Origin of the sequence: Promicromonospora aerolata (assembly GCF_042682255.1) — a bacterium.
Classification (GTDB): domain Bacteria; phylum Actinomycetota; class Actinomycetes; order Actinomycetales; family Cellulomonadaceae; genus Promicromonospora; species Promicromonospora aerolata.
The window spans coordinates 1,303,223-1,322,393 of sequence record NZ_JBHUHF010000001.1; the positions used below are offsets into that span (position 1 = coordinate 1,303,223).

Genomic DNA, 19,171 nt, shown 5'->3' on the forward strand with positions numbered 1-19,171 from the left:
TGGTTTACCGCAGTCCGCGCGGGCGGCGTCGTCCCTATCCTGGCGAGGTGGACCCCTCCCCCGCCGTCTGGCGCAGCACCCCTGCCCGCATGCTGTGGGGCGCGGCCCTTGGCACGGTGACATGGCCGGTGGACCTCGTCGGCGCAATGGCCGCCGTCGTGTCCGTGCGGCGGCGGACGCCGTTCGGGTGGGTGGGCGCGCTGGTCGCGTGGCACCGCCGTCGTTCGGTGCGGTTTCTCGGCTGGGCCGACGGCGGCGCCGCGCTCACCTCTCCGCGGGCCGCCCGGTATCTCGCGGCGCGGGTCGGGGTCGGCCTCGTGGGCACGCCGGTGCTCGGGCTGCTGGCGTACGGGCTGTTCGGGGTGGTCGCGAGCCTGGCGTCGTGGCTGTTCGACGTACGGTTCACTGTCGACCAGGCGTTCGAGAGCGGTCTGACGACGCCGGAGATGCTCGCCCTGGTGCCCCTGGGTGCGGTCCTGCTCTACCTGGACCTGATGGGGCTGATCGGGGTGGGGCTCCTGGACCGGTCGGCCGCCGCGCGGTGGCTGGCGCCGAGCCGCAGCGAACGGTTGGCGGCGCAGGTCGAGTCGCTGACGGTGAGCCGGGCCGAGCTGTTGTCCGCTCTGGATGCCGAGCGGGGGCGGATCGAGCGGGACCTGCACGACGGGGTGCAGCAGCGGGCCGTGGCGCTCGGGCTGCTGGTGAACCGGGCGCGGCGGGCCGTTGGTCCTGGGTCTGCTGGGGCTTCGTTGCTGGAGCACGCGGCGCTGGAGGCGGACCGGCTGGTGACTGACCTGCGAGAGGTCGCGTGGCGGGTGCGGCCCACCGCGCTGGACACGCACGGGCTGGCGCCGGTGCTGGCGGAGCTGGTGTCTCGTGCGGGGGTGCCGACGGAGCTGGAGTGGGACTCGCCGGAGCGGCTGCCGTCGGGCGTGGAGACGACGGTGTACTACGTGGTGGCGGAGGCGCTGACGAACGTGGCGAAGCATTCGGGGGCCCGGTCGGCGGGTGTTCTGGTGCGGGTTCGAGGTGGCACTGGTGCCGTTGACGATGGTGGGGCTCTGGATGGGCTCTCGGAGGATGGCGTCGTGGACGTGGTGATCAGAGACGACGGCGTCGGCGGTGCTGCCCTGTCGCCCGGACATGGGCTGGCCGGCCTGGGCGGGCGGGTGGCCGCCGCGGGCGGCACGCTGGCCGTGGACAGCCCGGCCGGCGGGCCGACCCGGATCGAGGTGACGCTGCCGTGCGCGTGATGCTCGCCGAGGACTCCGCCCTGCTGCGCGAGGGCATCCGCAGCCTCCTGACGGACGAGGGACACGACGTCGTCGCCGCCTACGGTTCCGCTGGGCCTTTGCTGGCGCGGTTGGCGGCGGAGCGGCCCGACGTCGTCGTGCTGGACGTGCGGATGCCGCCCACGCACACCGACGAGGGCGTGCGGGCGGCCGTGGAGATCCGGGAGCGCTGGCCGGAGGTGGGAATCCTCGTGCTGTCGCAGTACGTGGAACGCGAGTTCACGCAGGTGCTGCTCGGTGACGACGCGCGCGCCGTCGGATACCTGCTCAAGGACCGGGTGATGGGGGTGGACGACTTTCTCGACGCCCTGGAGCGGGTGCGCGTCGGGGGGCTGGTGCTGGATCCGGATGTGGTGCGGCAGCTGTTTCGGGACACGTCGCATGCGCTCGGGGTGCTGACGGAGCGGGAGCGGGAAGTGCTCTCGTTGATGGCCGAGGGGCGGACCAATGCGGGGATCGCTGCGGCGTTGTTCGTGTCGACGTCGGCGGTGGAGAAGCACTCGAATGCGATCTTCGACAAGCTGGGGTTGGTGGGTGAGGGCGGGTACAGCCGGCGGGTGTTGGCGGTGCTGCGGTATCTGGAGTCGTAGATCTGGGCCTGGTCTCTCGACCTCTGCCTCCGGAGGGAGTGTTACCGCGCGGACTGTGTTGCCCTCCGTAGACACCGTCTACTCTCCGTCTACTTCGGCAACACGGTCCGCTGGCAGATCACGTCAGGCAGCACGCCGCGACAAGGGGCTGAATGTCAGATGCTCCGTCTACGCTGCCGATCATGACGACGGAGATCCAGTTTCCTGGCCTTGTCTGGGTGAAGGACCCGGTGAACGCGACCACTGGCGACCTCACTGGCGAGCGCCCGCGGCGGCGGCACCATGAGGACTGTTGGCATTGGTACCGCGACGAGCAGGGTGGCCTTCTTGGCCCGCCGCCATACCCAGCGAGCGACGAGCAGATGCGGGAGCTGCCGCACTGCAAGACCTGTGCCGCCGACTTCACCGAGCGCACGGCGAGCACGAGCGTGGGGGCGGCCGTAGCCAGCAGTCGCACGGGAACCTGCGAGACGTGTGGGATGACGCGATCGGCGTCGGGGTCCTGCTACTGCGACGACTGATCCGCCACATACCCGTTTTCGCATGTGTCTGGTCTTTCAACGCCGCAGGCGCTCTGAGACGAGAAGCCACCCGGGTGAGGCTGTCACGTGTCCCGGGTGCCTGTCGTGTCATCGCCGCGTTGAAGTGCCGCCCGGCCACCGGCAATCGCGACCCCGGCAGCGACGACGATGCCTGCCACGGTGACGGTCTTGCCGAGCAGCCCGTCGAGGAACCGCTTGTTCTCGGAGTCCTTCTCGAACTCCTTTTGCGCCGTCTCCTTCGCGGCTTCGTGATAGTACCGCCGCTCCTCGGGGCTCAGGTCTTCCCTCTTGAGCTCTTCCTTGGCCATCTCCCGAACCTCGGCAAACCCATCATGAACACGGTCCTGGCTGTGCCGGTTCGATCCCAGCGTGGAGTCGTGAACGTTCCTCACGGATTCCATGACATCGAGACCGAGCCTGGTGTACACCGGAAGCTGCGCGACGATCGCCTGGGCGACATCCTTGTTCATGTCCGGCCGCATCGCAGCGAACTTGACCACGTTGTCTTTCGACAAGTTCCTCCACGACGTGATCCCGAGCGCCGCCTTGACCTCATCCTCGCTGTCAAACGCCATGCGGAGCCTCCATCGTCGTCAAGGCAAGTACCCGCGGAGCCGGTTGCAGGGGCGACCGCCCAGGGTCTGGCCCAGGCAACGGTGCGAGACCTAGCCAAACCCTTCCGGAATGCTACTCCTTCAGGCCCCGCGAGCAGTGGATCAGGCGTCCCGCGTCAAGCTGCTGTCAGGGTTTCGGTCCCGGGAAGCTGGGGAACCAGCGGAGCGGCGCAGCCGAGGTGGACGTCCAGTCCCAGTTCCAGGCGATGACCTCGCGCCCCGGCCCGGTAGGCGTCGGCGCTCGACCAGGGCCAAGACGACGATCTGGGATGTCACCGGCTGCTCGACCGTTGGTGCATTTGACCGCTACGGCTCGCCGGGCGAGCCGTAGACCAGGAGCCCGCTAAGACGCCTCACGAGAGTCCGGTGCCTCATCCGGTAGTTCACCCCGTGCAGCGTTCATGGCTATGACCTCTACCAACACCATCAGGTGGCCAGGACGTCACCGCTCTGGAGTGGATGCCGCTCGCCGCACTGAACGAAGAGGATGGGTGGACGATCCTCGGCGACCTCAACCAGCGCCGATCGGACCATACGCTCGCATCGTCGAGGCAGGTGGCCGCAGTCATCGAATACCCCCGCGTCGAGCCACGGCTCGAACGGGGCTATCGATCGACCCTCCCCATCCTGGAGTACGCGAAGGGGCTTCTGCCCAAGACGGAACGCGCACTCCTTGCTTTCCAGAATGACGGACCGGCCCCCGCGGCCACCCGCGCTGGGCGGGAGGACCTCGCCGCCACCGTGCGCAGTGAGGTCGATCGACTGTTGAGCGCCTACCCGGAGGGCACGGTCGCGGTGATCGACGTCGATTCTTCTCGTATCCGAGCACTGTTCCGGGGTGAAGGTTGGCGGGCGCGGCAGGGTGACCAACGCTTCTGGGAGAAGGCCGGACGGCAGGTCGTCGTCATGCAGCCCGACGAGGCTCGTGGTCTCGAGTTCGACGGCGTCGTAGTCAGCGAACCCGCTGACTTTCCGGAAAACTTTGGTCGCCTCGGGCCGCTGTACACGTCGCTGACGCGCCCCAACAGGAAGCTGGCCGTCGTGCACAGCAGGCCACTCCCGGAAGAACCTCGGCCGCGGAAGCGATAGCCGCTGATCACAGCCGGCCCGACGGATCCTGTTCGTCGGGCCAGCACACAGGGCCCCGGCGCTCGCGCGTCGTCAATCGCCGCACCGGCAACTCCAGCCCAAGAAGCCCTACCACGTCGGCACCTGTCACGACGGGCCACCTACGATCCGTCTGGCGGCCCTCCCGACCGTCACCGGAGAACCCAAAGCCGCATGACAAGCTAAGTGGCATTGTGCCCCGGCTCCGGCTGGACGCCACGGAAGAATCAGCGAACCGCGCTCTCACTGTAGTAAACCGACAACGGATGCATCGCCGTCTCAAACCACTCCCACGTCTCCTCGTCCGCGTCGGAGCTTGACCCCTCGCCGGAAGAGAACGTAGTGACATGCAGTAGCCAGTGCCATACCGCCGGAACGGAGTCCTCTTCCTCTCGCGCCTCCTTCGTCGCTCCTGCGACGGATTCGGCCGCCAACTCCTCGCACTCGTCACAGTCGCCGTTGGGTATCTCGCCATGCTCCGAGCACTCGACGTCCTCATCCTCGTCGTTCGGTTCCCAATACGAACCAGGCGTCCAGAGGTATCCCTCTGGCGGCCAAGCGATCTCGCAATGTTCATCTACTTCAAGATTGTCGACGTTGGCCGCGAGATAGTCATGGATCGCCTGTAAGTGCGCCCCTTCTGAGAGGAAGCCCATCTCCGGAGGGAGCGCGTGGTCCTCGGGAATCATGGGCGGCTCGACCCAGCCATTCCGGCTCTCCAAGGTGTCCCATGGCGATCCCACGCCCTGCTGCGGCTGGGGACGATTCGTCGGAAGGTCACGCGGCGGCCATTCGGCAGGCTGGTCGTATCTGTCAAGACTCTGGCGCAATGTCCGCGTGATCCGGGCGTCCGGCCAGACGAACTCCGTCCACGGACCAGCGGGTATCCCAAGGTCCCGTGCGCCCGCAATGACGACGTTCAGCATGGCGCCATCCTCGGGGCTCACCGTCAGAACCATCGGCGGCTTCCACGGCTGCCCCTGGGCGAGCGTCTCGCGCCGAGACCGCTCAGCTCGTCCGATGTCGCCCAACTGCATCCCAGCACGCGCGTAGGTGAGGACAAGCTCGACCGGCAAGCCAGTCTCGGCCCAGGCAACGGCCTCAGGCAGACCGACCTGGGCGCCCGTGGCCATCCGACGGAGCAAAAGGAACAGAAAAGCGATTGTGGATGACCACCCGGCATTGAGCAGGCGGCCGATGTCTCGAAGGTCGATCTCGAGATCACCGAACACATCCAGTTCGCCGAGCCACTCTCTTCCGAGGTCGGCATCGAGTTCAAGCGCACACCATTCACGCGCGAAGACCGGAACGTTGACATTCGCAGTGTGCCCGGCTGTGGCCTCGCACCATTTACCGGCTTCTGTCGGGGAGAATCCGCCGCCCCTCCAGAGCGCGGCCGACATGGGGAGCATCGACGCGTAGAGGCCCTCCGGATCGTCCTCGCGCACCTCGATCTGCATCGACCGCACGAGCGCCTCGCGCCACGCCACGATCTCGCTTCCCGTAAAGCCCCAGGTGTGCCACTCCCGCAGCTCAGCCGCCGTCGCCCGCGGCCAGACGCTGCCTCCCGCCAACGGATCCTGGCGCAACCAGTCCAGGCGTCCAATATCAACAGGGTCGGGGCTCAGCCATGTCACCGCGCAACGGTACCGAGCAATTCACGTCGAAGGTACCGGTTCTCTCTCGCAGGGTCCGATCCGCGTTCCGTCGAGTCCGGTAGCTCTGACGTCGCCGGAGAATTTTTCAACCGGACGTTTGACACAACGCTGCGGCAATCGATGCTCCATCCGTCACCGCGAGAGCCGGTGAGGCCACCCGGCCCCAGTCCGGGACACGCATCCAAACCGATATCCCGGGTTCTCAATGAGCGCCGTGACCGCACAGGCCGATCAGGCCGATGCTCCGTACATGAGCCTGCTGCCGCCTACCCCGCCCGAGGCCCCGCCTCAGCCCGCCGTGAACTCGTATGGATCCGACGATGGATCGGACAGCCCGGCTGGGCCAGACGTAGGTCCTGAAGTCCAGCCCGCCACGGTGTCATCCCCTCGACGTCACACCACCACGATCGCTGTCACGTCGGGGGCTTTCATTCTGGGAGTCGTCGTGGGTATCGCCCTACCTGCCGGTGGTTCCGGTTCCAGCAACGAAGCCGTCGAGCACTCGGCATCCCCGTCACCGACCGTGGCGTCGGGGATCCAGGACGCCTATGACGCCTGCGGTGCGGAGAGCGCCGGCGCCCTGATCGCGGACGAGGCATCCACGCTGATCGTCGACACGCAGGGAGACGACGACACCGACGGCGTCGACTACGAGACCGTCGGCTGCCTCCTGGCCGAGCTCGACACGCCGGAGCGCGTCACACAGACCATGAACTCGACGCGTGCCCTGGACGGACGAGTCACCGACTCGTGGGACTCCTTCACCGCGAGCTGGTCGTACCACCCCGACACCGGCCTCGACCTCGTCGTCTCGACCCCGTAGCACTGTGCCAAACCCCGGAGAACACACCATGCGCCATGACCTCACCTCGACCACTCCGACCAGCCCGAGCCGCGGATCGTTCGCCCGCCGGCACGGCGCCACGATCGGGCTCAGCATCCTGCTGGTCTGCGCCGTCGCGTACGGCGTCGACGGCAAGCAGGACAACGACACCTTGCACGCCGCGAACGACGCGCTCAGCGGCGACCTCACAACCGTCACCGATCAGAAGGACGACGCCGAGTCTCGCGTCACGACTCTGGAGCGTGAGGTGGAGACATACGGCGACCGGGAGACCGAGCTCGAGGAGCGTGAGGACGCAGTGGCCGAGCTCGAAGCGGATGTCGACGCCCGTGAAAAGGCAGTCACGAACGTCGAGAAGAAGATCGAGGCGTCGCAGGTCACCGACGGCACCTGGTCGGTGGGCTCCGACGTCCAGCCCGGCACCTACCGCACCAAGGAAGCCGTGTCGTCCAACTGCTATTGGGAGATCACGGCAGGCGGCAGCAACGGGTCGGACATCATCGAGAACGACATCCCCGGCGGCGGCTATCCCGTGGTGACGGTGCAGGACGGACAGGTCTTCACGTCGGCGAGGTGCGGGACCTGGGCCAAGCAGTAGGGATAGGGGTGGCCCGTGCGTCCACGCGGCCAACCCTTGGTAGCGGTCGAGGCCGCCAGGTCCCGATCGACCGAATCAATGAGAACCGAGGGAACCCGTGAACTTCAACATTGCCGCTGACACCTACCGTGCCGAGTTCGTCGTGGTCACGCCTGACCTCGCCGAGCAGTGGCTGACCAAGAACACCCACAACAGGAATTCTCGCCAGCGGGTCATCGACGGATACGCGACCGACATGATGGCAGGCAACTGGAAGGACAACGGAGCCGCCATCGTCTTCGCGAAGGACGGCACGCTACTGGATGGACAGCACCGCCTCTTTGCCATCCTCCAGGCTGAGGTGACGGTGCGGATGCTCGTGGTCCGCGGCGCAGAGAAGGACGCTCAGGACACGATCGACGGCGGCGCCAAGCGCAAGCTGTCAGACGTCCTGCACCTGCGCGGCGAGGCGCACTACACCGCTCTGGCAGCCGGCTTGCGGCGCATTACCGCCTACGAGCTGGTCGGTGACAACGCGGGTGGCTGGTCCTACACGCCGACGACTCAGCAGTCGCTCGGCACTCTGGAGAAGTACTCCTGGCTACGCGAGTTTGCGCCCCGCACAGGGCCCCTCTCGCGACGCGGCGTCCCGTCCTCAGTGGCCATCTACCTGTGGTTCCGGTTCTCGCAGATCGACGGTGACGACGCGGACTACTTCTTCAAGGTGATCGAAGACCGCGCCCCGCTCACCGACGGCGACCCGATCCACGTCCTGCTGCGGGCACTGGACAACTCGGTGAGCGTGCGTGGTGCACGCAACGCCCGGTGGATCACCGCGCTGTGCATCAAGGCGTGGAACAAGTACCGCGCCGGCGAGTCGGTCAAGAACCTGTCCTGGCGACCGGGCGGCGCTGCCGCTGAAGCCTTCCCCGAGCCGAAGTGACGTGCTCGACTAGCACCTTCCGCGCACACCACGGTCGGGGAGAGCCCCGAAGCGCCCTCCTGCACCAACGGCCGGCGGCAGAAGCCAGGCCCGAAACTTGGGCGGCCTCCGCACTAAGGTCGAGCCCGTGCAGCGACGATTTCGTGCTTACTGGCCCGACGAGGACGAGTGGCACTGGCTCGAACTCGACGACCAGGGCTATGCCGCCCGCCATGTGGTCCTGCGTTGTGGCGAACCGATTGTCGCGGCCCGCCTGGATGAAATGATCGCATTGCGGGATCGGGCCGGACTGCTCGGAGTTCAGCTCTACGAAGCCGTCTATGGCGTACCGGCTGAAGGCCTCGTGGAAGTCCCCGCGGGTGCGATCTTGGTCGAGGCCGACGAGTTCGACCACGTGTTCCGCAAGGCCATCAACCATCGGAAATTTGCCCCGACGACGACAGGCCCGTTCCCCGACGGATCTCTTGTCCAGGGGACATTCGGTTCCAACCCATGGCCGTCAGGTGTCACAGGCACCTACGTCGACATCTGGCATAACCGGGTCCATGGCTTCGTGGACGCCATGTGGTTCTTTCAGAACCAGGTGTCTTGGCCAGAGCCTGGCATCGAGGCTCAATTCCGAGTGGTCGGCATCCGTCCCCACACGCTCCAGCTCCGTCTCGAACCGAGTAGCACTCGCCACACTGGGTCGTCATGGCCTCAGCGCTTCGACTGGCCGCAGCGGGAATTCAGGCGCTAAGGGCCTGTTTTCATAACTCTGCTGGCGTCCGACTGCGTCACGTGGTCTGCGCCGTCGGTGTCGACGCGGTGCCGCACCACGACACCGAGGGCTCGGGCGTACCGGCGCACCGTTGACAGATGGGGGTCGTTGCCCGCCCGCTCGAACAGGCTGATCGCGGCCTGACTCACGCCCATGCGCTCCGCAACCGCTGATTGCGACAACCCGAGCGCACGACGCCGCATCACGAGCGTGTGCAGAAGATGCTGATCTTCCTGCGCGAGTGCCTCGGCGAGGACCGTCTCGGGAGATGCCAGAGAAGCATCGATCTCATCGGGAGTCATTGAGCCACCTCCTTGCACAAGGTTAACCTTGTAGGAATGGCGGCTGCGCTCTGCCACGACGCCTCGGTCAGCTACCGCCCGCGATCGTCAGGCTCTGCCGAAACTCGATGGCCTCTGGGATCTCCTCGAACGTCAGCACGTCCCCGGCCAGGTCGCGCAGGTGAACCAGAGCCTCGTTCGGCGTGGCGTAGAAGAACTCGCGACGGAGATTCACCCGGTTGACCCGCGTGTTGGCCAGTCGCCGGTGCATCTCCGCCTCGATGCCCACGGCGTCGTTCGCGAAGAACAGGGCGTGCACGTCGAAACCGAACGGCACGGAGGCGTCACCGAGCTCACGGATACGGTCGAGCGGTTCGAGACGCCGTGTGAGCCCCACCTTGATCATGTGCTCACCGAACGCCCCGAGGTTCGAGATCACATACACGTAGCCGGCTCTGTGGTTGGCGGCGCGGAAGTCGACCTGCTCCATCTGCTGGTCCACCTCGCTGATCTGCTCGGCGAGCCGGGCTGCACCCTCGACGTCGCCCTTCGCCAGCAGTGCCGCGTGAGCGTTCGCGTAATGGCTACGCTCCTTCTCAAGCTTCTCCTTCTCCCTGGCCAGTTCCTGCGCCACCTTGCGTTCCTCGCGCAGCCGGGCGCGCTCTTCCTTCTGTGCTTCCTTCTCCTCCGCCTGCTTCTGGAGGAAGTCAGCGGTGAGTTTGAGCTCCTCCACGCGCATGCGGTGAAATGACGGCGTGATCGCAATCTGCATGGACTTGCCGAGCTTGGCAATGGTCTCGCCGGACTTGTTCAGCCGGTCAACGCTCGCGTCCAACCGATAGGGCCGCATCCCCCGGACCAGTACGTCCGCCTCGCCGTTGTAGGCGCGCAGCATGAGCTTGGAAGTCTGCGCGACCATCCGCTTACCCTCAGCGGCCGACCCGTTCACGGTCCATCCGGACACTGCGGTGATCGCACCGCCGTCCTTCTTGGCCATGTCCTTGATCCGCGCGCGGAGCGCGTCGAGGCGGTCCCGATAGGCGTCTGCGTTCGCCAGAGGGTGCTGGTACTCATACAGCCCGACCTCCTGCAGCAGCTGCACCTCGTTCAGCTCGACCACCTGCTCACGCAACTGCCGCACAGCAGACGTCGCCTCGTCCCGGTCGGCCCTGAGCCGTGCTACCTCGGTCTCGAGCTGCCGAACGACTTCCGTCCGCCGCCCCTCGTGCTCGCGCATCTCCGCCTCGAACCGCTCGCGGGCTTCGGCGCGCTCCTGCTCGATCTGGCGCGCATCGAGCGCACCGACACGCTGGAGCTCTGCACGTAGCGCCTCAACCTCGGAGCCGAGCTCGCGAGCCTTCTTCCTCGCACCGAAGATCGGGACGGACCGTTCGGCAGGCTGCGCAATGGCCGCCGCGGGCACGGCGACAGCCAGCTGTGGGGCCGGTGGTGACTGCGGGGCAAGCGACGGCGGGGCCTTGGGCACCCAGAACACCCACCCTTCCGGGGCAGCGGGCCACGACGGATCAGGCTTCCAGCCTGTCGGAGGCCGCCAGTCCTCGGGAGCCGCTGGCCATCCTGGGGGTGCGTTGAACCGCAAGTCCTGCGACGTCATGCTCGCTCCTCGTTGAGTTGCCACAGCCAGTAGGTACGGGACACCACGGCGGCGGACTCTGGTCCGCCGTCGTGGTGGTCACCAGAGCGTGCCGTTTGCCCGCGCTTCGGGTCCGACGGCGCTGCCATCAACGGCGCTTTCGACTGTCGCCTCCGCGTCACGGACGGTGAGGCGGCCGGACATGAGGGCAGGCAGGAGGGCATCACGCATTACCGCCAACTTCCGCGCCTCCACCTCAGTTGCCGTTACTGTTTCAAGCAGTGGCGCGATGCATCCTTCGACATTCCTCAATACTTCGTCCGAAAATTTCGGAACGACGAGATCATCGAAGGTCTTCATGGTGATGGTGTCAAATACCGAGCCATGCGCATGTGCCCGTGCACTCTCCGACGCCTCACGAATCATGAAATAAAGCACTCCGGCGGGGATCTTTGTTGCCTCAAAACCATAGCAAGACTGATTAAACGAGGCAGCACGCCCGAGTCGCGCAACTGCACCAACAGTCCCTCGAGCGGTCAGAATTACCGACCCAGCCTGCAAGGGCTTTGCCTTTGTCGCCGCGACCGCAATGTCTGTGATCTTCTCGGCTGTATCGAGGATCACGCCCCTGCCGGCGCCGGTCACGTCCCTGGCAGAGATCCACAAGGCATCTCCATCCCAGTAATCTGCCCGGGAGCGCGCCGGCGTGCCTCCGAGGATCGGTGCGAGAACGGAACTCATCGATACCAGCGGCAGGCGGTTGACCGCTCGCCGGTAGATGGCAAGTGCCAACTCAAGCGCGGTGGTGGCGAGCTTGGTGTTGGCCGCGATCTTGTCGTCGAGGGCGCTCAGGACGTCGGCGATGGCGAACTGGCTTGCCGTATCCGGGATGCTTGCCTCGAACTCATAAATGCGCGAAGGACTCGTATGTTTAACGGTACTACCTGAGGCGGTCCCTACGACATGGTGGCGGTAACCCGGCAGGCGCAAGTAGTAGGAGAGAAACCGGGGTACACATTCTGGAACCTTCGGAACCACAAGACCGATCCGCTGATTATGCAGATAGGTTCGTCCCGAAGGGACCAATGCGGGCGACCCCAGTGTATCTGAACTCTTACTAAGATCCGTCAGGCTAAGTACCAGGGAACCGGGTTCGAGCACGTACTCGGGGTCAACTTCACCCGAGAAAGTCTTTGGACGACTCTGTTTGAATCCACCACCAATTGCGAAGTTCCCTGGGGTTGTGACCGTCGGATATGCAGGATCCTCGGAAAACTCGTCGCCTGGAAACGCAAATCCATGCTTGACTGAGAACAGGTCTCCGAGCCGAACTCGGCGCCTCATTCGACCTTCCCCAGCTGCTCCCGCACCACAGCCTCCAGCCGCGCCGACTCATCAAAAGCCTCGTACAGCTCGTTCGTCAGCCGCGCGATCTTCTCGTCCAGCAGCTCGCCGTCGTCCTCGACCTCGGCCGCACCCACGTACCGCCCAGGCGTCAGCGCGTACCCGGCCTCCTTGACCTCAGCGAGGGTCGCCGTCCGGCAGAGCCCGGCGACGTCCTCGTAAACGAGGCCCTTCGCGGCGGCCGAAGGCTTCCCCCGCCACGCGTGGTACGTGTCCGCGATCTTGGTGATGTCCTCGTCGGAGAGTGCCCGCTCCGCCCGGTCCACCATGTGCCCAAGATTCCGAGCATCGATGAACAGCACCTCACCCGCCCGAGCACCCTTGTCGCGCGAGAAGAACCACACGCACACCGGAATCCCGGTCGACCGGAAGAGCTGGGTCGGCAGCGCGACCATGCACGAGACGAGGTCCGCCTCGACGATCTGCGCCCGGATCTGGCCCTCTCCCCCGGAGTTGGACGACATCGACCCGTTCGCCATCACTACGCCGGCGGTACCCGTCGGGCCCAGCTTGGACAGGATGTGTTGGATCCACGCGTAATTCGCGTTGCCCGCCGGCGGCACGCCGTAGGCCCAGCGGGCGTCGTCCTCCGACCGTGCCCAGTCCTTGATGTTGAAGGGCGGGTTGGCCATGACGTAGTCCATCTTCGTGTCCGGGTGCAGGTCCCGGACGAAGGTGTCCTCCCACTTCGCACCCAGCTGGGCGGTCAGGCCGTGCACGGCCAAGTTCATCTTGGCCATGCGCCAGGTGCGCTCGTTGAGCTCCTGGCCGAACACGTAGATGTCCTGCGGGTTGGCACCGTGCCGCTCGAGGAACTTCTCGGCCTGCACGAACATGCCGCCCGAACCGCACGCCGGGTCGTACACGTTGCCCTGGTACGGCTCCAGCACCTCGACGAGCACGCGCACCACACCGGGCGGCGTATAGAACTCCCCGCCCCGCTTGCCCTCGGCAGCGGCGAACTTGCCCAGGAAGTACTCGTAGACCTCGCCGAGCACGTCGCGCGCCCGGCGCGCACCGTCTCCCCGGAAGCGCGCGGAGTTGAGCAGGTCGACCAGCTCGCCCAGGCGGCGCTGGTCCACCGACTCGCGGTTGAACAGCGTGGGCAGCGTGCCCTTGAGGGACGGGTTGGAGCCCATGATGTGCTCCATGGCCGCGTCGATCAGCTCGCCAACCGTCGCGGGGTCCACCGCCTCGCCGTCGGCTCCCGCGGGCCGGCCCTTGGCAAACCGCGCGAGATACGACCAGCGCGCGTGCCGCGGCACCCAGAAAACGCCGGCCGCGCGGTACTCGTTCGGGTCGTCGAGCAGCTCGGCGATCGTCGCCTCGTCCAGGCCTTCTGCCTCGAGCTCCACACGCACCGTCTCGCGCCGCTCGTCGAACGCGTCGGACACGTACTTGAGGAACACCAGCCCCAGCACCACGTCCTTGTACTGGCTCGCATCCATCGAGCCGCGGAGCTTGTCCGCGGCCTTCCAGAGCGTGTCCTTGAGTTCCTTCATCGTCGACGCCGCAGGCGCCGACACCTTCAACTTCGGAGGCACAGTGCCTTCCTCTCTCATCGACCGCGCTCATCCTCGCGCGGCACACTGACATTCTCGGTGCTCAGCCCGACCACCCCGGACGCGACACCGTCGAGGAGCCCTCCCCGGAGGTCGGTGAGCGTTTCCAGGCGAGCGCGGAGCGCACGTTCCTCCTCGCGCAGCACCGTCAGAGCCTCGGACAGGGCGGGGCCTTGGTCCAGCGGAACGAGCCGGACGGTCCAGCCCTCGGGATCCCGGGCCTCGGCGCCGGCCGCGTTGATGTCCGCGGCGAGCACCTCCGGCACGACTCTGCCGCGCGCCCGCCCTGGAACTCGGAAGATCCGCGCAGGCGTCTCGACCACACAGAACCCCTCCACGTCCACGACGGCCGCTGGTCGCGGGGCAGTCACATAGACGATGTCGCCGGGCTCCGTCAGCCGCCCGCTGCTGTACCGGGCCAGGAAGCCGAGCCGGTCGATCCGGCGATCGCCCCACGGGGCAGCTCCGGCGATCTCCGCGGGGCCTATCACCGGGACTGTACCCTCGGCAGCCCCCTGTACGACGTCGGCGGCGTGCAGGCGGTGACCGGACCGGCGATGGACGAAACCATGCCCGACCAGTCCCTCGATGGTGTACCGCCCACCCGGCTCTCCACCCGCCACTCCGCGGACCACCGGGAGCTCGCTGGGCCGGACAGGATCCGTCAGGTGTGCCATGAGCTCGTGCAGGTGCTGCTCAGCCCCGGCGGGGTCACGGAAGACCAGGTCGTGGGTCGCCTTCGCAGCCCCGAGCAAGCTCTGCCGGCGAGCGACGACAGCGCCTGAGTCGAGGAACCTGGCGAACCGGAAATGGTGCGCGTCGGCGTCACGCTCGGTCCCCTGGGCCGCGATGATGTCGGTCAGCAGGTCGTGGACCACGCCGCCGTCGAACTCGTCGCCGTCAGGTGCGTGCTCGCTGAGGTCGGCGACGACCAGGTGCTTCTTGCCGAACGATGCACTCGGCAGCACGGTGCCCAGCACCCAGACCGCCATCTTCTGTCTCGGGCGGGACACCACGAGGCCCGCAGGCAGCAGCACCACCGAGCGCAGCTTCCCCGATCTCATCAGGTAGTCACGGATCTTCTCCGCGGCAAGATCACGGAGCTCGTCGACGAGTGCCGACGCCGGCCCTACCACGATCGCCGCGCGGCCTATCGGCAGGCCTAGCACGGCGTCTTCGACCCGGCTCAGCACGTCGACAGGGTCGAGGTCAGGTTCGTCGAGCGCCGGCACCTGCGTCACGAGGTGCGCGTCCACGTCACCCGAGGACGCCCCGACCGGCCAAGAGTTCGCCGCGAGCCGACGGCGGGCGAGCCGCAGCACGCCGTCGTCCCCGGTGGGCACGTGGGCCAGCACCGGCTCGACCCGTTCGCTGCGGCCGAGCACCGCCGCCAGGAGGTCCCCGCAACCCGGCCTCGGATCAGTGACGACCAGCTCCTCGTCGTCCGGCGCAAGAGCGGCAAGCACGTCCGCGACCAGATTCAGGACCGGGGTACGCAACACCGTCCCGGTCAGCCGCGGGTCACCGGTGCGGTGCCGAGCCGCCAGCAGACGCTCGATGGCACTGGCCGGGTTGTAGGCGGCCGAAGCCACTGCCCCCGCGTGCCGGGCTGCACCAAGCAGGTGTGTCCCGAGACCGACGGTCTCGCGGTAGGCGAACCGGTCGTCCGGGTCCACCTCGTCCGCGAGGTCCACGAGCTCGTCCGGGTCGATCGTCGCGAGCGGTGCCGACGTGTACGGCGCGAGCGCCAGCAGCGCGGTCAGCGCGTCGAACCCCCGGGCGGGATCGCCGTCGTCGGTCAGGGCTGCCACGACCGCGGCATCCGCACGAAAGTCTGGGTTGTTGCCCTGACCGCGCTGCTCGACCCAGGCCGACACCTCAGCGGCGTGGAAGCGGGGCTGCTTCGTCTCTGCGTCGACCGGCGCGGGAAACGGGAGGGCGCCGTTCGCATACCGCCTGCGCCACATGGACACCACGGCTCGCTTCACCTGCGCGAGCTCCGCGATGTCAGGCATCGTGAGCGTGAGACCGCTCAGCGCCGGATCCGACTCCAGGCCGGGCGCGCCCTGATCCGGCGTCACGACGCCCATACCTGCCGGGTGACGACCGCCATCTGCTTGAGCACCAGCACCACGGCGTCCTGGCGCAGGTCGGCCGGGTAGCGGTGCTTGGCCAGGAGGCGGTTGACGGAGGTGAACAGCTTGGCCTTGACGTCGTCGCGCACCGTCCAGTCGGTCCGGGTGTCGCGGTTGACGATGCGGGTGAGCTCCTCCGCGACCTCGCGCAGCGCGCCGTCGTCCAGCACGTCGCCCACGCTGCCGGCCGCACGCAGCACGTCGTAGAACGCCACGGCCCGCACGGAGAGATCGAGCTCCGCCGCACGACCCTCCTCCTTGGCGAGGTCCTGCGCCAGCTCGAAGAGCGCCACGATCACCTCGGCCGAGGTGAGGTTGGTGTTCGTGTAGCGCAGCATCACCTTCTGCAGCCGTTCGGAGAACAGCTCGCGACGCACGATGTTGCCGTCGGTCAGACGCACGGTCTCCTGAGCCACGAGGTCGCGCAGTGCTTCCACGGCGAGCTGCTGGTTCTCCGACTTCTGTGCCCGCTCCAGGTAGGACCCGTCCAGCTGGTCGAGGCGCGGCGTCGCCAGACCGGCCTCCTCGTAGATGTCGACCACGGAGTCGGACTCGACCGAGGTCGCGACGAGCTGGCCGAGCAGGCGCAGCACCTCCTCAGGGATCGGTTGTCCGGTCGCCTGACGCTCGCGCGCGTCCTGCTTGCCGTTGCAGATCCGCAGCTCCTCGTAGAACCGCACGTCCTCGGCCACGTCTCGCAGCGCTGCGGCCCGACCAGCGAGCGCCCACGCCCGGTTCAGCATGGCGGCCCGGCGCCGGAACTGATCCAGGCGGGACTCGAACCCCTGGTCGCCACCGTCGGGTGCGGTCCCCGTGGGTGGGCGGTTCCCTGGTGTGTCCGGGCTGCGCAGCCAGCCGAGGGTCCGCAGCAAGGTGTCCGTCCAGGCGAGATGCGGTTTCTTCTGCCGGAGGTCCCGGAGGCGCGCCCGCCAGCCTGACGGGTCGACCAGATCGGCGATCTGTGCGATGAGCTCGCGGGCGAGCTTCTCCGCGTCCTCGACGGTTCGCCCGACGGGCTTCTCCCGGCGGTCGTCGTCGGTGTACTCCGCCAGGGCTTCGCGCAGGTTGTCAGCCACCGGGGCGTACCCGACGAGCAGGCCGGCGTCCTTGCCACGGAACGTGCGGTTCACCCGGGCGAGGGTCTGCATGAGCAGGGCGCCGCGCATCGGGCGGTCGAGGTAGAGCGTGTGCAGGGACGGCGAGTCGTAGCCGGTGAGCATCATGTCCTTGACGATGACGATCTCCAGCGGGTCCGTGGGGTCCTTGAGCCGCTGACGGATCGTCGCGTTCTCCTGGTCCCGCCGCACGTGGTCGCTGACCGGCGGCTCGTCCCGCGCGTCGCCGGAATAGACGACCTTGATCCGGCCCGCCGCCAGGTCCGGCGAGTGCCAGTCGGGGCGCAGCGCGACGATCTGGTCGTAGAGCCGTGCGCAGATCTCGCGGGTGGAGCACACCACCAGCGCCTTGCCGGGCGCCCCTGCCACGACCGCGTCGGTGGCCGCGGGGACGGTGTCACGAACGAGCTCGACCATCGCGTCGCGGCGTGCCTCCCAGTGGGTCACCAGGTCCTGGGCCAGTTCCTCCAGGCGCGCCGGGGCGCCGTAGATGGCGTTGATGGCGGCCACCGACTTCTGCAGGCGGTCGCGCTCGGCGTCGTCCAGGCCTGCGGTGACCTCGTCCGCTGTGGCGTCGATGGTCTCGGGATCGATCCCACCGTCGAGGCCGACCCGGATCATGCGCTGCTCGAAGTAGACCGGCACCGTGGCGCCGTCGCGCACGGCGCGGGTCAGGTCGTACACGTCGATGACGTCGCCGAAGACGGCCTTCGTGTCGCGGTCACGCTCGGAGATCGGGGTGCCGGTGAACGCGATGAGGGTGGCGTTCGGCAGAGCGTTCTTCAGGTGCCAGGCGTACCCGTCGAGGTCGTCGTAGTGGCTGCGGTGCGCCTCGTCGACGATCAGCACGATGTTGCGGCGCGCGGACAGGACGGGGTGCGCGTGCCCGGCCCGCTTCTCGTCCACCGTGAGGCTGAACTTCTGCAGGGTCGTGAAGTAGATCCCGCCCGACACGCGGTCGCCCAGCTCCTGCCGCAGCTCTGCGCGCCGCAGCACGCGGCGTGGGACCTCGGGGAGCAGCGCGGAGGACTCGAACGTCTGGTGCAGCTGGCCGTCGAGCTCGGACCGGTCGGTGACCACGACGATCGTCGGGTTCAGCAGCTCCGGGTGCCGCGCCACCTGGTTGGCGTACAGCTCCATCTCCATCGACTTGCCCGAGCCCTGGGTGTGCCAGACGACGCCGGCCCTGCCGTCGTCGCCGATCGCCTGCACGGTGGCGCCGACCGCCTTGGTGACCGCGAAGTACTGGTGCGGCTTGGCGATGCGCTTGACCAGGCCGTCGTCGCCGGTCGAGAAGGCGACGAACCCGTGCAGCAGCTGCCCGAACCGCTGCTGGTTGAACAGACCTTCCAGCGCCACCTCCAGCGCGGACAGCGGCTGGTCGTCGTCCACCACGCCCAGCCCGCCCGAGACCTGGCGCACCTGCACACCGAACGTGACCTCTGCGCCGTCGTCGTCCACGTTCCACGGCGAGAAGTGGTTCAGGGGCGTGAAGGGCGTGCCGTAGCGGGCGTCCACCCCGTCGGACACGAGCGTCAGCACGCAGAACCGGAACGCCAGCGGCAGCACACGTACGTACCCGGCGACCTGGGCGTGCGCGGTCGCGACGGTCGCGTGCTCGTCGCCGGCGTTCTTCAGTTCGATCACGACCACCGGCATGCCGTTCACGTAGAGCACCACGTCGAACCGGCGCTCCACGTCGCCGACGCGTACCGTCACCTGGTTGACCGCGAGGTACTCGTTCGCGGACACGTCGTCGGAGATCAGGCGGACCGACGGCGTGCGCTCGCGCCCGTCCTCGATGTACGTCAGCGGGTACCCGCTGGTCAGGATGTCGTGGATCCGCTTGTTCTCAGTGATCGCGTCCTGCGACGTCGGGCGGAGGATCTCCAGCAGGGCCTGGTCCAGGAACCGCGCGGGCACGCCGGGGTTGAGCCGCCCCATCGCAGCACGGAGCCGCGACGGGATCGCCACCTCGTCCCACGACTCACGCTGCGGCAGTGCAGCACCCGACGCCGCATACAGCGGGTGACCCTTCGTGGACGTGGCGCCCGGCGCGATCTCCGTGCCGTTCAAGCGCTCCCACATGAGGGAGGTGCCGAGGTACTCCAGTGCGCGGTGCTCCCACTCGGACTCCGTGCCGTGCATGGTGC

16 protein-coding genes are annotated in these 19,171 nt (G+C 67.4%); 8 read left to right on the forward strand and 8 right to left on the reverse strand.

Going from position 1 to position 19,171, the window contains the following annotated elements:
* Positions 1-47: 47 nt before the first annotated feature.
* The 3 genes from ACFSL2_RS05930 to ACFSL2_RS05940 all read left to right on the forward strand — a co-directional run bounded on the left by ACFSL2_RS05930 (position 48) and on the right by ACFSL2_RS05940 (position 2,403).
* On the forward strand, positions 48-1,253 hold the full coding sequence (locus ACFSL2_RS05930; RefSeq protein WP_377196961.1) for a sensor histidine kinase: 1,206 nt from the start codon (positions 48-50) through the stop codon (positions 1,251-1,253).
* Positions 1,244-1,882 (forward strand): response regulator transcription factor, encoded by a 639-nt coding sequence (locus tag ACFSL2_RS05935; protein WP_377196962.1) that lies wholly within the window; start codon positions 1,244-1,246, stop codon positions 1,880-1,882. Before ACFSL2_RS05930 ends, ACFSL2_RS05935 begins: the two co-directional genes overlap by 10 nt.
* A 182-nt stretch (positions 1,883-2,064) precedes the next feature.
* Positions 2,065-2,403: a hypothetical protein gene (locus tag ACFSL2_RS05940; protein ID WP_377196963.1), complete on the forward strand. Its 339-nt coding sequence runs from the start codon at positions 2,065-2,067 to the stop codon at positions 2,401-2,403.
* Between the two features lie 83 nt (positions 2,404-2,486).
* Here ACFSL2_RS05940 and ACFSL2_RS05945 read toward each other — a convergent pair whose 3' ends face one another.
* Complete coding sequence (locus tag ACFSL2_RS05945; RefSeq protein WP_377196964.1) at positions 2,487-2,999, reverse strand: hypothetical protein; 513 nt, start codon at positions 2,997-2,999, stop codon at positions 2,487-2,489.
* A 498-nt stretch (positions 3,000-3,497) separates the two neighbouring features.
* Here ACFSL2_RS05945 and ACFSL2_RS05950 point away from each other — a divergent pair, with 498 nt between their 5' ends.
* Positions 3,498-4,127 carry a helicase domain-containing protein gene (locus tag ACFSL2_RS05950; protein WP_377196965.1) on the forward strand — a complete coding sequence of 210 codons (630 nt, stop codon included), beginning with the start codon at positions 3,498-3,500 and terminating at the stop codon, positions 4,125-4,127.
* A 245-nt stretch (positions 4,128-4,372) separates the two neighbouring features.
* Here ACFSL2_RS05950 and ACFSL2_RS05955 read toward each other — a convergent pair whose 3' ends face one another.
* Positions 4,373-5,782: a hypothetical protein gene (locus ACFSL2_RS05955; protein ID WP_377196966.1), complete on the reverse strand. Its 1,410-nt coding sequence runs from the start codon at positions 5,780-5,782 to the stop codon at positions 4,373-4,375.
* 466 nt (positions 5,783-6,248) lie between these two features.
* Between ACFSL2_RS05955 and ACFSL2_RS05960 the strand changes: the two genes are divergently transcribed.
* The 4 genes from ACFSL2_RS05960 (at position 6,249) to ACFSL2_RS05975 (ending at position 8,906) form a co-directional block, all read left to right on the forward strand.
* Positions 6,249-6,626: a hypothetical protein gene (locus ACFSL2_RS05960; RefSeq protein WP_377196967.1), complete on the forward strand. Its 378-nt coding sequence runs from the start codon at positions 6,249-6,251 to the stop codon at positions 6,624-6,626.
* Between the two features lie 28 nt (positions 6,627-6,654).
* The gene (locus tag ACFSL2_RS05965) at positions 6,655-7,245 is read left to right on the forward strand and encodes a hypothetical protein (protein WP_377196968.1); all 591 of its coding nucleotides are present in this window, start codon (positions 6,655-6,657) and stop codon (positions 7,243-7,245) included.
* 97 nt (positions 7,246-7,342) lie between these two features.
* Positions 7,343-8,167 (forward strand): hypothetical protein, encoded by an 825-nt coding sequence (locus ACFSL2_RS05970; RefSeq protein WP_377196969.1) that lies wholly within the window; start codon positions 7,343-7,345, stop codon positions 8,165-8,167.
* A 127-nt stretch (positions 8,168-8,294) separates the two neighbouring features.
* Entirely contained in the window at positions 8,295-8,906 is a 612-nt protein-coding gene (locus ACFSL2_RS05975; RefSeq protein ID WP_377196970.1) for a hypothetical protein, read from the forward strand.
* On the opposite strand, the gene ACFSL2_RS05980 is transcribed toward ACFSL2_RS05975, so the two are convergent.
* The 6 genes from ACFSL2_RS05980 to ACFSL2_RS06005 form a co-directional block, all read right to left on the reverse strand.
* On the reverse strand, positions 8,903-9,229 hold the full coding sequence (locus ACFSL2_RS05980) for a helix-turn-helix domain-containing protein (protein WP_377196971.1): 327 nt from the start codon (positions 9,227-9,229) through the stop codon (positions 8,903-8,905). The two genes, ACFSL2_RS05975 and ACFSL2_RS05980, sit on opposite strands and share 4 nt — an antisense overlap.
* A gap of 67 nt (positions 9,230-9,296) precedes the next feature.
* Positions 9,297-10,823 (reverse strand): SNIPE associated domain-containing protein, encoded by a 1,527-nt coding sequence (locus ACFSL2_RS05985; protein ID WP_377196972.1) that lies wholly within the window; start codon positions 10,821-10,823, stop codon positions 9,297-9,299.
* 78 nt (positions 10,824-10,901) lie between these two features.
* On the reverse strand, positions 10,902-12,146 hold the full coding sequence (locus tag ACFSL2_RS05990; RefSeq protein ID WP_377196973.1) for a restriction endonuclease subunit S: 1,245 nt from the start codon (positions 12,144-12,146) through the stop codon (positions 10,902-10,904).
* A complete protein-coding gene (locus ACFSL2_RS05995) occupies positions 12,143-13,708 on the reverse strand; it encodes a class I SAM-dependent DNA methyltransferase (RefSeq protein WP_377196974.1) in 1,566 nt (521 codons plus the stop codon). The genes ACFSL2_RS05990 and ACFSL2_RS05995 overlap by 4 nt, the downstream gene beginning before the upstream one ends.
* A gap of 56 nt (positions 13,709-13,764) precedes the next feature.
* Entirely contained in the window at positions 13,765-15,849 is a 2,085-nt protein-coding gene (locus tag ACFSL2_RS06000; RefSeq protein WP_377196975.1) for a helix-turn-helix transcriptional regulator, read from the reverse strand.
* Positions 15,846-19,166, reverse strand: a complete 3,321-nt coding sequence (locus ACFSL2_RS06005) for a type I restriction endonuclease subunit R (protein ID WP_377196976.1) — start codon at positions 19,164-19,166, stop codon at positions 15,846-15,848. Before ACFSL2_RS06005 ends, ACFSL2_RS06000 begins: the two co-directional genes overlap by 4 nt.
* Positions 19,167-19,171 lie beyond the last annotated feature (5 nt).

Coding starts and splice junctions, on each gene's coding strand:
- ACFSL2_RS05940 (WP_377196963.1), top strand. CDS start 2,065: ATGACGACGGAGATCCAGTTTCCTGGCCTTGTCTGGGTGAAGGACCCG.
- ACFSL2_RS05980 (WP_377196971.1), bottom strand. CDS start 9,229: ATGACTCCCGATGAGATCGATGCTTCTCTGGCATCTCCCGAGACGGTC.
- ACFSL2_RS05985 (WP_377196972.1), bottom strand. CDS start 10,823: ATGACGTCGCAGGACTTGCGGTTCAACGCACCCCCAGGATGGCCAGCG.
- ACFSL2_RS06005 (WP_377196976.1), bottom strand. CDS start 19,166: ATGCACGGCACGGAGTCCGAGTGGGAGCACCGCGCACTGGAGTACCTC.
- ACFSL2_RS05945 (WP_377196964.1), bottom strand. CDS start 2,999: ATGGCGTTTGACAGCGAGGATGAGGTCAAGGCGGCGCTCGGGATCACG.
- ACFSL2_RS05965 (WP_377196968.1), top strand. CDS start 6,655: ATGCGCCATGACCTCACCTCGACCACTCCGACCAGCCCGAGCCGCGGA.
- ACFSL2_RS05995 (WP_377196974.1), bottom strand. CDS start 13,708: ATGAAGGAACTCAAGGACACGCTCTGGAAGGCCGCGGACAAGCTCCGC.
- ACFSL2_RS05950 (WP_377196965.1), top strand. CDS start 3,498: ATGCCGCTCGCCGCACTGAACGAAGAGGATGGGTGGACGATCCTCGGC.
- ACFSL2_RS05990 (WP_377196973.1), bottom strand. CDS start 12,146: ATGAGGCGCCGAGTTCGGCTCGGAGACCTGTTCTCAGTCAAGCATGGA.